Here is a 13415-nt window from a genome sequence, read left to right as displayed (position 1 = left end):
CCGGCGGTGGTCCCCGCTCAGGGCTTCGTCGTCCTGGGCGCCCCAACCCTGCTTACGGCCGAGTCGGGCGGGTGGCGGTGCTGCTGCCTGAGCCGGACCTGCGGCGGGCGCCGCTGCCGCCGGAGTGGGACCGGCAGCAGTCTCCGCTACGGCGTCGTCGTCCCGGTCGCGGGCCTTCCTCCCCTGCGCCGCCGTATGCCGCGGCCGGCCAACCCCGCAACGGCCGCCAGGCAGAGGCCGCCCACGACTAGGGGTATCACCGCGAACCACGGTGTCTCCCAGGCGCCGCCCGCGTCACCGGCGTAGACGACGCCCGCGACGGTGACGAAGAGCCCGGCCACCAGCTTTCCCGGCCTGAACTCATGACGCAGCACGGCTCACCTCCGCTTGTCCCACACCGACCTGAAGGTCGAGTTCGATAGTGCCCCCGGCTTTGGTGCCTTTCACCGGTGGCAGGACGGTCTCCTTGGTCTTGCCGGCCGCAACGTCCACGTCCTGCTTGCCCTCGCCCGGCAGCTGGATGTCGCCGACGCCGACCTCGATGGTGGCCTTCACGGTCACATCCGGCGGCACGACGATCCGCAGCCGGCCCATGCCCACTTCGGCGTCGACGCTGACCTGTTGGCCCTTGGCCAGGTCGAGCCGGGACAGGTCCAGCGTGCCGACGCCGGTGCCGAGGTCGTACTGCGGCCGGACGTCTGCCACGGTGGCCGGCCGCCAGGTCGTGCGGACCCAGTCGGTGCCGATGTCCTTGGGCAGAGCGGACGCGGCGGCGAGCAGCCCGGCGGTGACGACCACGAGGAACACCGACCCGGCGCCGGTGCGCCCCAGGAAGGCGCTCACCGCTATACCGAGGCCGAGGACGATCAGCGCGCAGGCCAGCCCTGCCTGCACGCTGGTCCCCAGCGGGTGCTCCTCCCAGGTCAGCCGGGTGGTCAGGGCGCCACCGAGCAGGGCGAGCAGAAAGACCCAGCCGCCGATCCAGCGCGGGCCGCGCGGCTTGGGTGGCTCAGGACGCGCGGCCCGGGACGCCTGGCCGGCGTGAGGGTAGTGGTCGAGGTCGAGGGCGACGGAGGACATGAAGTCGGGGTCGCGGGTGTCGTGCGGGCCCCACAGATAGCCGGTGCCGCCGACATGCGTGCCGTCCTTGACGATGGGGTCACGCCACCAGGACGGATAGGAGATGGACACCGGCGGTGCCTGGGCCTCCGGCGGAGCGTCGGCGGCGGCCTGCGCGGCCAGCGGGTCGTGGTCGGGGGCACCGCGCCGCTGCGACCAGTACCCCGCGCCCGCGAGCAGCAGTGAGAGGACGACGGCGAAGGTGAGCACACCGCCGTTGTTCAGCATCGTCAGGAAGACCCCGCAGCCCACCAGCGCGAACAGCACCGCAGCGAGGGCCTGGCCGTCGACCCGGCCGGTCAGCAGCTTGTGGAACTCGTTCTCGTCCTCGTCGTCGTACGGCACGAAGAGCCAGACGAAGCCGTAGAAGATGAGGCCGATACCGCCGGTGGCGGCCAACACGGCGAGGGTGATGCGGAAGATCACCGGGTCCAGGTCGCACTGGCGCCCCAGCCCGGAGCACACTCCCGCGAGCATCTTGTGCCCCCGCTCCCTGCGAAACCGCCGGGGCGACTCGGAGGTACCGGGAACGTCGGTCGGCTGCCCCTCGCCGGGTCGCCCGCCGCCGGGGGAGCCGTGGGATTCGGATGACTTGGGGGACTCGGGGGACTCAGGAGAGCCGGGCTGCGGGCCGAAGGCGTTGTCGTTCCTCGGTTCGGCCCGACCGGGCTCATGACTGTCGGCGGCGCGGTCGCCGCCGTGGGCGGGGTTGCTTCCGCCGGTGCCGCTGCCTTCATCGGTGCGGTTGTCTGCACCGGTGCCGACGCCTCCACCAGCTCGGTCACCTCCATCGGCCCGGTGACCTCTATCGGCCCGGTCGCCGCCACCAGCCCCGTTGCCTTCACCGGCGCGGTCACCGGAGGGCATCCTGTCCGCGGGCTCGCCCGCCGCCTCGACGGGGCTCGGCTCGATGTCGCTCGGGTCCGTCCCCTTCTTCCGCGCGCCCGCCTGCCCGGGCGTGCCCGCGCTCGCGTGCGTGCGCGGGCCCACACCCGCGGGGGCCGCGGGCAGCGAGCCGGGCCCGGTGCCCGTGTCGGGCCCGGCGTCCGCGGCGTGCTGGTGATCAGTCATGAGTCCATGGTGACGGCCGAGCCGCCGCGGCGGCAGTCGGTATGACCCTGGCCGGACCCTGATATCGCCCCTGAGACGGCGAAAGGGATGTGTGCGACGGGCACGCCGCCCGAAGATCAGGGGCGTCTCGGGGGCCGACCCTGATGCCCCGCCGCCACCGGCCGTGTGAACATCGGTGGCATGCCGGAAGCCGCAGCAGCACCCATCGTCGAACCGCGGCCGCCGCGCAAGCTCTACCGCAGCAGCGACGGACGCTGGCTGGGTGGCGTCGCGCGGGGGCTCGCCGGGCATCTCGGACTGCCCGTGATCTGGGTGCGGCTCGTCTTCGTCGGCCTGTTCACGGCGGACGGCCTGGGCGGCTTGCTCTACGCCGCGTTCTGGTTCTTCGTGCCGCTGGGCGTCGGCGGGGTCGAGGCCCAGAAGCCGCCCTCCCTCGTCACCACCGAGACCGCGCCCGACGGCCGCCGCAGACTCGTCACCCGCAAGCCGGACAGAGGCCAGATTCTCGCCCTGCTCCTCATGGTCGTCGTGGCCATGGTCTTCGTGGGCAATGTGAATCTCGGCAACGGCGCCAAGGCCTACCTCTGGCCGACCGTGCTGGTCGGAGCGGGTGTCGCCCTCGTCTGGCGGCAGGCGGACAACGCCCGCCGGGCCCGCTGGGTCGAGGTCGGCCGTCGTCGGCGCACCCTCACCTTGCTGCGTGCGGTGGCCGGTGTCCTGCTGGTCACGGCCGGTGTCTCGGGGATATTCGTCCTGCAGGGCTCCGCGGCCCACCTCGGCTCGGTCCTCCAGGCCGCGCTCGCGGTGCTCGTCGGGATAACGCTGCTCGCCGGCCCTTACCTGGTGCGTATGACGCAGGACCTCTCCGAGGAACGCCTGATGCGCATCCGCGCCCAGGAGAGAGCGGAGGTCGCGGCCCATGTCCACGACTCGGTGCTGCACACCCTGACCCTGATCCAGCGCAACGCGGAGAACGCGAGCGAGGTGCGTCGCCTCGCCCGTGCCCAGGAGCGGGACCTGCGCACCTGGCTGTACAAGCCCGAGGGCACCGGCAAGGAAGAGGCCGACGAGCCGGCCACGCTCGCCGACGCGGTGCGGCGCAATGCCGCCGAGGTGGAGGACAAGCACGGTGTCCCGATCGAGGTGGTCGTCGTCGGGGACTGCCCGCTCGACGACAAGGTCGGGGCACAGATGCAGGCCGCGCGCGAGGCGATGGTGAACGCCGCCAAGTACGGTGGCGAGGGCGGCGCCGTGCAGGTCTACGCCGAAGTCGAGGGCAGGACGGTCTTCGTGTCCGTCAGGGACCGTGGCCCGGGCTTCGATCTCGACTCGATACCCGCCGACCGTATGGGCGTCAGAGAATCGATCATCGGCCGCATGGAGCGCAACGGCGGCACGGCGCGGCTGCGCGCGGTGCCGGACGGCGGCACGGAGGTCGAGCTGGAGATGGAGAGGGCGGAGAAGACGTCATGAGCGATCCGACCGAGACGAACGGCACGGGGGCAGCCTCGGAGGCGGCCGAGACCGCGGGAGCGTCCGGCGGCGCGGGCGGGCGTCGTGTGCGCGTGGTCCTCGTCGACGACCACCGGATGTTCCGCACCGGCGTGCAGGCCGAGATCGGCCAGACCGCGCAGACCGGAGTGGAGGTGGTGGGTGAGGCGGCGGACGTCGACCAGGCGGTCACCGTCATCACGGCGACCCGGCCGGAGGTGGTCCTGCTGGACGTGCACCTGCCGGGCGGCGGCGGGGTCGAAGTGCTGCGCCGGTGCGCCCCGTTGATGGGGGACGCCGAGCAGCCTGTGCGCTTCCTCGCCCTGTCCGTGTCGGACGCGGCCGAGGATGTCATCGGGGTGATCCGTGGGGGTGCCCGGGGCTATGTGACCAAGACGATCACCGGCTCGGATCTGGTCGACTCCATCTTCCGGGTGCAGGAGGGCGACGCGGTCTTCTCGCCCCGCCTGGCCGGGTTCGTGCTCGACGCCTTCGCCTCCACCGACGCGCCGCCGGTGGACGAGGACCTCGACCGTCTCACGCAGCGCGAGCGGGAGGTGCTGCGGCTGATCGCGCGGGGGTATGCGTACAAGGAGATCGCCAAGCAGCTGTTCATCTCGGTCAAGACGGTCGAGTCCCATGTCTCGGCCGTACTGAGAAAGCTCCAGCTGTCCAACCGTCACGAGCTGACGCGCTGGGCGACTGCGCGCCGGTTGGTCTAGGCGGAGCCCGTCACCCGGCCAACTAGCTCTACTGGCGGGCGAGTTGCCAGCCACCCAGACTCACACCACTCACACCACCCGCGTCGCCCCCGCGAAAGGCATCTCGTCCAGGGGAGCCACGCGGACCGGTGCGGAGGGGTTGGGGGCGTGGATCATCTGGCCGTTGCCGATGTAGATGCCGACATGGCTGATGGCGGAGTAGAAGAAGACCAGGTCTCCGGGGAGGAGTTCGGAGCGGGAGACGCGGCGGCCGGCGCCGATCTGGGCGTAGGTGGTGCGGGGCAGCTCGACACCGGCGGAGCGGTAGGCGGCCTGGACGAGGCCGGAGCAGTCGAAGGCGTCCGGGCCGGTGGCGCCCCAGACGTAAGGGCTGCCGAGCTTGCTGTAGGCGTAGGAAACGGCGGCTGAGGCGCGGGAGTCGGGGGCGTCGGCGGTCGTCGGGGAAGGGGCCTGGAGGTCGGGGCGGGAGGTCGTCGCGCCGCGTGAGGCGCGGGGTGCTTCAGCCGTGGCGCTCCGGCCGGTGACCTCGGCGCGTTCCTCGGCCGTGAGCTGGGACAGCAGCCGGCGGGCCGCGTCGAGCTTGCCGGTGACGGTGCGGCGGTGGCGCTGGAGTTCGGCCTGGCGGGACTTCAGGGAGGTGAGTTCGATGCGGGCGGCGCCGCGGAGTTGCTCGATCTCGCGGAGCTGCTCGCGCACCCGGCGCACGGCGGCGGACTGGCGGTCGCCGGCGCGTTCGGCGAAGGCGGCGTGGTCGAGGTACTCGTCGGGGTCGTCGGACAGGGCGAGGCTCAGGGCGGGGTCGAGGCCGCCCTGGCGGTACTGGGCCGCGGCCATCGAACCGAGGGCCTCACGCGCGGTGTTGAGCCTGTCCTCCCTGCGGGCGGCCTCGTCGCGCAGTTGCTCGAGCCGCTGCTCGGCCGCGTCGGCCTTCTCCTTGGCGCCGTTGTACTTCTCGGTGGCCATCTCGGCCTCCTGATACAGCTGGTTCACCTTGGCCTTGACCTGCGCCGGGGTCAGATCCGGGGCGGCCTGCCCGGTGCCGTCGAAGGCGGTGGCGGTCGCGGCTCCCGCGAGGGCGAGCGTGGCCGCCGTACGGGCCGTACCACCGACGGCCGGGCGCTGTCTGGGCTTGCGGTGCGCTGCCACGTGGACCTGCACGTCCTTTCCTGGGACCGCCGGGACCCGCGAGCGGGAGGGTACGGCCGCCAGGGGGAGCGGCGCGCGGGGGTCGGGGACGGCCCGCGCGTCCGGCGGCGCCCGCACAGGGGGGAGCGGACCGCCGCCGGACCTTCTCGGCGGTGGTGCCCGGCTGCCGCCCCTGGCCCGGGCGGCGGTGGGAATCCGGTCACCTGGGGGAGGACGCTAGACCCGTGTGTGACGGCTCGGTAACGCGATGTACGGAAGTGTCGGCAGGGGACCGGTGGGCGACCGTATCTGTCCTCCTTCCGGGTTCGGGGCGGTCGACTTCTCGGGGTGCGCTGACCGATGTGACGGTTCCGGGGCTGGTGGGAGGGGCGAGGTGTTATGGGGCGCATATATGCAGGGGGTGGGCCGGTGTGAGGGGGTGGTCCGGCCGCTGATTAGGCTCCGGCCTCATGGACGTACTCATCCATCTCTTCGTGGGCCTGCACATCATCGGCATCGCCTCGCTCCTGGGCGGCTTCCTCACCCAGATGAAGGCGATGGGGCAGGGCACCGCCCGCTTCGTCCCGGCGATGCTGCACGGCGCCCTGACGATGCTGGTCACCGGCGTGATCCTGGTCGGCCTCAACCAGGCCGACGACCAGTCGGTGAACAACATCAAGATCGGCGTGAAGCTGGCCCTGCTGATCGTGATCCTGGGGCTCGTCTATGTGAAGCGGGACGAGGAGAAGGTGGACAAGGGGATGTTCGGCCTGGTCGGCCTGCTGACCACGGCGAACATCTTCATCGCGGTGCTCTGGACCTGACCCGCTCCGCGCGGTGCCGGGGCGCCGGACCGCGCAGCTCGGTCCGGGCGTTCAGGACGGCCCCGACGGCGACGGCCAGCCAGGCGGCCACCCCGATCCACAGCAGCACCCGCCCCGGCCCCTTCAGCCACGGCACATCGTCGGCGGCGGCGAAGGACAGCGTCGCCGCCGCCGTCATGCCCATCGGGAAGACGGTGGCCCAGCGCCGCACGTCGTAGCGGGGGCGCGGCCACCCCACCTCGGTGACCAGCAGGACGGCGTACCAGGCCACGGCGAGGACGAGCACCGCCGCGGTGACCGCGCGCAGGACACCGTGGGCGTCGTCGTTCCACAGCCGCAGCCGCGCGCTGTCGGCGGCGATCAGCCGGGAGCCGGCGAGCGCCGCGATCGCCAGCGCCCCGCCCGCGACCCACTGATCACCGGCCCCACGCGTCATCTCGGCCGGCTCGAAGCGGGCCAGCGTGAAGCCGTCGAGGACGAGCCCCAGCCAGAACAGCACCAGTGCCGCGTGCGCGAGCCAGGCTGCATGCTCCGCCGCCGCGAGCGTCGCCCCGAGCACGGCGAGCCCCTCCGTCGCCACACAGCCCAGGAACACCGCACCCGGCATACGCGGCTTCCAGTGCTTGATGACGTCCACCAGCAGCACCGGCCACAACAGCGTGGCCAGCGCCAGCAGCGCCCCGGCCAGGGCCTGCCAGCCCAGAGCGGACACGCGCGTGCCGAGGACGGTGGTCGCGGCGACGGCCGTCAGCGCCGCCGGCGTCCCGGCCTCGGCCAGCCACCTCGACCGCTCCCGCAGCAGTCGTACGACGAAATCCGCGGCCAGTCCCAGCCACGCGGCGCCGGCCAGGGCGAGCAGAATCCGGGACAGCACCTCGTGCCCGGCCAGGTGCAGCCCGACCGAGACGACGCCGGTCGCCATCACGGCGGCCCCGGCGGCGGGCGGGCGTTGCGCCCACCAGGCGCGCAGGGAAGAGGTACCGGGCATGCGGCCGATGCTAGGGAGCGGGTACGGGGTCCGCGCGTTCGCATGGGCCATCCAGTGGCGCGCCCTCGAGGCGGCGGCCCGGCACCGGGCTCGCCGCCCCAAGACCGACAGCTCGCTGAGCGGCGAAGGTCAGGCCGGCCGCACCACGCTGTGGATCGAGGACTCCCCGTCGTAGTAGATCGACTCCTCGCGGACGTACGCGCCCGGCTTCGGGGCGTGGATCATCATGCCGTTGCCGATGTAGATGCCGACATGGGTGACGTCGGCGTAGAAGAAGACGAGGTCACCGGGCTGGGCGTCCGACAACGGCACCGTCGTGCCGGAGTTGACCTGGTCGTACGTGACGCGCGGGATGTCCACGCCCGCGGCCTTCCAGGCGGCCTGGGTGAGACCGGAGCAGTCGTAGGAGTCGGGGCCGGTCGCGCCCCAGACGTACGGCTTGCCGATCTGGGCGCGGGAGAAGGCGAGCGCCTTCTCGGCCTTGGCGGCGTAGGTGGAGTCGGTGGTCGGGGAGGTCGGGGTCGTCGAGGGGTCAGAGGTGCCGGTGCCGCCGGTCGAGGTGGACGAGTCGCCGCTCGCGGCCTCCTCCTGCGCCGCAGCCTCGGCAGCCTTGCGCTGCCGCTCCTCCTCCGCGGCCTGCTGCGCGGCGAGCTCGGCGGCCTTGCGGGCGGCCTCCTCGCGCTTGCGTTCCTCGATCGCCGCGAGCCGTGCCTTCTCCTCGGCGGTCAGCTGGGACAGCAGCACGCGCGCGGTGGAGAGCTTCTTCTGGACGGTGGCCTTGGCCGTCCTCAGCTCGGTCTGCGAGTCGGTGAGCGTCGACAGGCTCTCGGTGGCCTCGCGGCGCTTCTCCATGGTCGCGGACTGCTGGGTGATGTAGTCGTCGACCGCGTCCTTCTGGCGGCCGGTGAGCCGGTCCATCAGCTGGGTCTGGTCGAAGTAGTCCTGCGGGGTGTCCGCGAGCAGGAGGGTCGCCGTGTCGGGCGCGGACGCGCCGGTGCGGTACTGGGCCGCGGCGAAGGAGCCGAGCTGCTCGCGCGCCTCGTTCAGCTGCTCGGTGCGCTTCGCCACGTCGTCGAGGAGGGAGTCCACGCGCTTGCGCTGCTTGGCGGTCCGCTCCTTGGCGGCGTTGTACTTCTCGGTCGCCGTCTCCGCCTGCCGGTAGAGATCGTCGACCTTCTTCTCGACCTCTTCCAGGCTCGCCCGGTCGTCGTCCGAGGGGCTGGCGTTGGCCGTCTGGGACAGCAGGGCCACGGAGGTGAGGGCCGCGGTGGCCAGGGCGGGGGTCCGTATGCCTGCGACGCGCGTCCCGGTGGTGCGCGGCTTGCGGTGCGACGCCAAGGGTGGCGACTCCTTCCATCTGCCGCCTACCGGGTTAGCTGTCGGGTTCGGGCGTGTTCGGAAGGTGTGCCCTACGGCGCTCCCCGCGAGGGAGTGGGCCGATTCACCCCAGGTTCGGTGGGTCCCCGGCTCCGGTGGCGTGCGGGCGCACCGGACTCGGCGGAGGCCGCGCGGCCCGGCGACGTTCGCCGGTGGGGGTCGTACGGCCTGCCCGGCACCGTAGCCAACTCGTGTGGCCCCTGTGAAGGTTGACGGGTGATATGCCCGATACATTTTCGTGACCTTGGCGTGAGCGGGACAGAAGTGCCGCAGGCCGTGCCCACAGGGTCACGCAGGGTGGTGTCGGCGGAGTTCTCGAGACGGCGACCGGTTGTCAGTGGCGACCCCTAGACTCGGAGAGCGATGAGCAGCCTCTTTGACGACAGCTTCCTGGCGGACCTCCAGAGCCCTCGCGGGCACGAGGAGGAGCACCCGCCGCCGCCCGAGGACGATCACGCTCCGGAGCAGCTTCCGGACGATCTGTTCGGCGGGAAGTTCGACGTGCCCCCGGACCGGGACGCCTACTACCGCGACGGCGCCCCGCGCCCGGCCCTGGACGCGGCAGCGCTGCTGGAGGGGCTGAACGAGAACCAGCGCGCCGCCGTCGTCCACTCCGGCACGCCCCTGCTCATCGTGGCCGGCGCCGGCTCCGGCAAGACCCGTGTGCTCACCCACCGCATCGCCCACCTGCTCGCCGAGCGGAACGTGCACCCGGGCCAGATCCTCGCGATCACCTTCACCAACAAGGCCGCGGGCGAGATGAAGGAGCGCGTCGAGCAGCTCGTCGGCCCCCGGGCCAACGCGATGTGGGTCATGACCTTCCACAGCGCGTGCGTGCGCATCCTGCGCCGCGAGTCCAAGAAGCTCGGCTTCACCTCCTCCTTCTCGATCTACGACGCCGCCGACTCCAAGCGCCTGATGGCCCTGGTCTGCCGCGACCTGGACCTCGACCCCAAGCGCTTCCCGCCCAAGTCCTTCAGTGCCAAGATCAGCAACCTCAAGAACGAGCTGATCGACGAGGAGGACTTCGCCGCCCAGGCCTCCGACGGCTTCGAGAAGACCCTCGCCCAGGCCTACGCCCTCTACCAGTCCCGGCTGCGCGAGGCGAACGCCCTCGACTTCGACGACCTGATCATGACGACGGTCAACCTGCTGCGCGCCTTCCCGGACGTCGCCGAGCACTACCGCCGCCGTTTCCGGCACGTCCTGGTCGACGAGTACCAGGACACCAACCACGCCCAGTACGCCCTGGTGCGCGAGCTGGTGGGGACCACCGAGCACCCCGTCGATGTACCGCCCAGCGAGTACGACGTGCCGCCCGCCGAGCTGTGCGTCGTCGGTGACGCGGACCAGTCGATCTACGCCTTCCGCGGCGCGACCATCCGCAACATCCTCCAGTTCGAGGAGGACTACCCGGACGCGACGACGATCCTGCTGGAGCAGAACTACCGCTCCACGCAGACGATCCTCTCCGCGGCCAACGCCGTCATCGAGCGCAACGAGTCCCGCCGCCCCAAGAACCTGTGGACCAACGCGGGCTCCGGCGCGCGCATCACCGGCTATGTCGCCGACACCGAGCACGACGAGGCGCAGTTCGTCGCCGACGAGATAGACCGCCTCACGGACGCGGGCGAAGCGAAGGCCGGCGACGTCGCCGTCTTCTACCGCACCAACGCCCAGTCCCGCGTCTTCGAAGAGGTCTTCATCCGCGTCGGCCTGCCCTACAAGGTCGTCGGCGGCGTCCGCTTCTACGAGCGCAAGGAGGTCCGGGACGTCCTGGCCTACCTCCGGGTGCTGGCCAACCCCGAGGACTCCGTCCCGCTGCGGCGCATCCTCAACGTCCCCAAGCGCGGCATCGGCGAGCGCGCCGAGGCGATGATCGACGCCCTCTCCCAGCGGGAGAAGATCAGCTTCCCGCAGGCGCTCAAGCGGGTCGACGAGGCGTACGGCATGGCCGCGCGGTCCACGAACGCCGTCAAGCGGTTCAACACGCTGATGGAGGAACTCCGTACGATCGTCGAGTCCGGCGCGGGACCGGCCACCATCCTGGAGGCCGTCCTCGAACGCACCGGCTACCTCGCCGAGCTCCAGGCCTCCACCGACCCGCAGGACGAGACCCGCATCGAGAACCTCCAGGAACTCGCCGCCGTGGCCCTGGAGTTCGAGCAGGAGTCGGAGGAAGGGGCCGCCGGAGGGCTGGCCGCCTTCCTGGAGCGGGTCGCACTCGTCGCCGACTCCGACCAGATCCCCGACGAGGACGAGGAAGGCTCCGGCGTCATCACCCTGATGACCCTGCACACCGCCAAGGGCCTGGAGTTCCCCGTCGTCTTCCTCACCGGCATGGAGGACGGCGTCTTCCCGCACATGCGCGCCCTCGGCCAGACCAAGGAGCTGGAGGAGGAGCGCCGCCTGGCCTACGTCGGCATCACGCGCGCGCGTGAGCGGCTGTACCTCACCCGCGCGGCACTGCGCAGCGCCTGGGGGCAGCCGTCGTACAACCCGCCCTCCCGCTTCCTGGAGGAGATCCCGACGCAGCACGTGGACTGGAAGCGAACCGGCGCCACCGCGCCGATGTCCTCCGGCCCCGCCTCCGGGATCGCCGCCTCGCTGTCCTCCTCCCGCTCGCGCTCCTCGGCGTCGGGCGCCTCCGGCTTCGCCACGCGCCGTACGGCGGCGGAGAAGCCGGTCGTCTCCCTCGCCGTCGGCGACCGCGTCACCCACGACCAGTTCGGCCTCGGCACGGTCATGGCCGTGAAGGGCACCGGCGCCAACGCCGAGGCGACGGTCGACTTCGGCGAGGCCAAGCCCAAGCGGCTGCTGCTGCGGTACGCGCCGGTGGAGAAGCTGTAGACAGGCGAAAGCCCCGCCGACCTGTTCGGCGGGGCCTCACAACGCTGAAGGCTACGACGGCTACGACGGCTCCAGGCCGTGGCTGCGCAGCCAGGGCAGCGGGTCGATCGACGAACCGCCGCCCGGACGCACCTCGAAGTGCAGGTGCGGGCCGGTGGAGTTGCCGGAGTTGCCGGAGTAGGCGATCTGGTCGCCCGCCTTGACGGTCGCACCGGAGGGGACCGTGTAGCTGGAGAGGTGGCAGTACCACGTCTCCGTACCGTCCATCGCCGTCACGATCATCATGTTGCCGTACGCGCTGTTCCACTGCGTCCGTACGGTGCCGTCGGTCGCGGCCATCACCGGAGTGCCGTACGAGACCGGGAAGTCGATGCCGGTGTGCAGGGACATCCAGTTGACGCCGGACTGGCCGTAGTAGGCGCTGAGTCCGTGCTGGGCGACCGGCAGCGCGAACTTGGGGCGCATCCGCTCCTTGCGGGCCGCCTCCTCCGCCGCCCGCTTCCGCTCCAGCTCCTGCTGCGCCTTGAGGTCGATGCGCTCCTGCGTCCGGCTGGCGCGGTCGGCGAAGTCGTCGGCCTCGGCGGTGAGGTTCTCCAGCTGGGTGTTGAACTTGTTGTTGGCGGCGGATGGTTTCACCGGAGCCGCGTCCGGGGCGGCCTGCGCGGTGGTGTCCTTGTCGTCGCCGGTCAGGGTGCCCACCGAGGCCGCGGCGATCCCGGCGACCCCCATCACACACGCCGAGGGCACGGCCACCGTCAGCAGCGCGGAGCGCTTGGCGGGCGTACGGCGACGGGAGCGGGACCCGCTGCGCGTGGCGGCGCGCGGGGCGGGGGCGGATGCCTCCTCCTGCTCGTCCAGGAGGCTCAGGGCGGGCAGTTCGCCGGTGGCGGTCAGGCCGTTGTCGTCGTACGAGGCGGGCTCTTCGTACGAGGCCGAGTCGTCGTACGAGACCGGCTCGTCGTACGCCGTCGGCTCTTCGTGGGAGATCTGCTCGAAGGTCGCCGTGGCCTGCTGCTCGTACTCGCCGGTCGCGGGAGCGGCGGGGCCCGTGCCGTCGGTGTTCCACTGCGTGGCGTCGTAGGCGCCGGTGTCGAAGCCTTGCGTGCCCCAGTCCCACTGCTGCGTCTGGTCCGCGGGGATGCCGGCCTGGTCGGGCTGGAGCCAGGCGCTCGCGTCCCACTGGCCACTGACGTCGGCGGCGGTGGCCTGCGGCGGGACGAGCGGGAGATGCTGGTCGGTGGCCCAGGCCGTGGCGTCGTACGCGCCCGTGTCGTAGGCGGCCTGATGCTGGGCCGCGTACACGTCGTAGTTCAGGGTCTGGTGGCCGCCGGTGGACCACTGGCTGCTGTCGTAGGCGCCGGTGTCATGGCCGTCGGCGGGGAACTCGCCGAAGAGCGGGTCCGTGGCGTACGTCCCGGTGGTGTGGCCGTCGGCCGCAAAACCGGTCGCGTCGTAGCCGCCGTATGTGGTGAAGTCGCCGTACGCGGCTTCCTGGGTGCCGTACGACGCATAGGGCGCCGAGGAGGCGTCGGAAGCCGGAGCCGGGGTGGTCATGGTCCCCGACGGGTGACGGTCGTTCACCAACTTCTCTTTCGCCTCGACAACAGGGGCTGCCAGAGCAGTGCGGTGACTGTACCCGGCGGTACGCGGGCACGACAATCTTCCGCAGGTTTCGCCTCCGAAGGAAACGGGCATTCGGCCGTGTTTCGGGGGACTGCGGGCACGATATTGGCCTTGTGTTCGAGGATTGTTCGATCTTCGGGCGCTCTTGAGCGGCGCCCGGCCATCCTTTGAAGGGGCTTCGGAGGGTCGGGAGTGGCCTTCGAGGTGTGCTCGTACGACGTTCCG

10 protein-coding genes and 1 riboswitch are annotated in these 13415 nt (G+C 71.6%); of the genes, 4 read left to right on the top strand and 6 right to left on the bottom strand.

Translation table 11 applies throughout. From position 1 onward, the window contains the following. Nucleotides 1-146 precede the first annotated feature (146 nt). Together RKD23_RS14860 and RKD23_RS14855 are read right to left on the bottom strand one after the other, a co-directional pair. Entirely contained in the window at nucleotides 147-374 is a 228-nt protein-coding gene (locus RKD23_RS14860; RefSeq protein WP_424854122.1) for a hypothetical protein, read from the bottom strand. After that, nucleotides 361-1986 carry a PspC domain-containing protein gene (locus tag RKD23_RS14855; protein ID WP_424858242.1) on the bottom strand — a complete coding sequence of 542 codons (1626 nt, stop codon included), beginning with the start codon at nucleotides 1984-1986 and terminating at the stop codon, nucleotides 361-363. The genes RKD23_RS14860 and RKD23_RS14855 overlap by 14 nt, the downstream gene beginning before the upstream one ends. A 384-nt stretch (nucleotides 1987-2370) precedes the next feature. Here RKD23_RS14855 and RKD23_RS14850 point away from each other — a divergent pair, with 384 nt between their 5' ends. Then, nucleotides 2371-3663, top strand: a complete 1293-nt coding sequence (locus RKD23_RS14850; protein ID WP_424854121.1) for a PspC domain-containing protein — start codon at nucleotides 2371-2373, stop codon at nucleotides 3661-3663. Further along, a complete protein-coding gene (locus RKD23_RS14845; protein WP_424854120.1) occupies nucleotides 3660-4403 on the top strand; it encodes a LuxR C-terminal-related transcriptional regulator in 744 nt (247 codons plus the stop codon). Before RKD23_RS14850 ends, RKD23_RS14845 begins: the two co-directional genes overlap by 4 nt. Nucleotides 4404-4472: 69 nt before the next feature. On the opposite strand, the gene RKD23_RS14840 is transcribed toward RKD23_RS14845, so the two are convergent. Next, nucleotides 4473-5549 (bottom strand): NlpC/P60 family protein, encoded by a 1077-nt coding sequence (locus RKD23_RS14840; protein ID WP_424858241.1) that lies wholly within the window; start codon nucleotides 5547-5549, stop codon nucleotides 4473-4475. Nucleotides 5550-5998: 449 nt separating this feature from the next. On the opposite strand from RKD23_RS14840, the gene RKD23_RS14835 reads away from it, so the two are divergent. Continuing rightward, complete coding sequence (locus RKD23_RS14835) at nucleotides 5999-6352, top strand: hypothetical protein (protein WP_424854119.1); 354 nt, start codon at nucleotides 5999-6001, stop codon at nucleotides 6350-6352. On the opposite strand, the gene RKD23_RS14830 is transcribed toward RKD23_RS14835, so the two are convergent. Then, the gene (locus tag RKD23_RS14830) at nucleotides 6330-7340 is read right to left on the bottom strand and encodes a hypothetical protein (RefSeq protein WP_424854118.1); all 1011 of its coding nucleotides are present in this window, start codon (nucleotides 7338-7340) and stop codon (nucleotides 6330-6332) included. The genes RKD23_RS14835 and RKD23_RS14830 overlap by 23 nt on opposite strands. Before the next feature lie 129 nt (nucleotides 7341-7469). Beyond that, nucleotides 7470-8678 carry an NlpC/P60 family protein gene (locus tag RKD23_RS14825; protein ID WP_424854117.1) on the bottom strand — a complete coding sequence of 403 codons (1209 nt, stop codon included), beginning with the start codon at nucleotides 8676-8678 and terminating at the stop codon, nucleotides 7470-7472. Nucleotides 8679-8686: 8 nt separating this feature from the next. Further along, nucleotides 8687-8850: riboswitch (cyclic di-AMP (ydaO/yuaA leader) on the bottom strand. A 230-nt stretch (nucleotides 8851-9080) separates the two neighbouring features. Here RKD23_RS14825 and pcrA point away from each other — a divergent pair. Continuing rightward, entirely contained in the window at nucleotides 9081-11567 is a 2487-nt protein-coding gene (gene pcrA / locus RKD23_RS14820; protein ID WP_424854116.1) for a DNA helicase PcrA, read from the top strand. Between the two features lie 60 nt (nucleotides 11568-11627). On the opposite strand, the gene RKD23_RS14815 is transcribed toward pcrA, so the two are convergent. Next, nucleotides 11628-13262, bottom strand: a complete 1635-nt coding sequence (locus RKD23_RS14815) for a peptidoglycan DD-metalloendopeptidase family protein (RefSeq protein WP_424854115.1) — start codon at nucleotides 13260-13262, stop codon at nucleotides 11628-11630. Nucleotides 13263-13415: the final 153 nt, after the last annotated feature.

Origin of the sequence: Streptomyces sp. SAI-170 (assembly GCF_049739565.1) — a bacterium.
GTDB lineage: Bacteria > Actinomycetota > Actinomycetes > Streptomycetales > Streptomycetaceae > Streptomyces.
The sequence above is the reverse complement of the archived record's forward strand: the minus strand, read 5'-3'. Positions and strand labels throughout refer to the sequence as shown.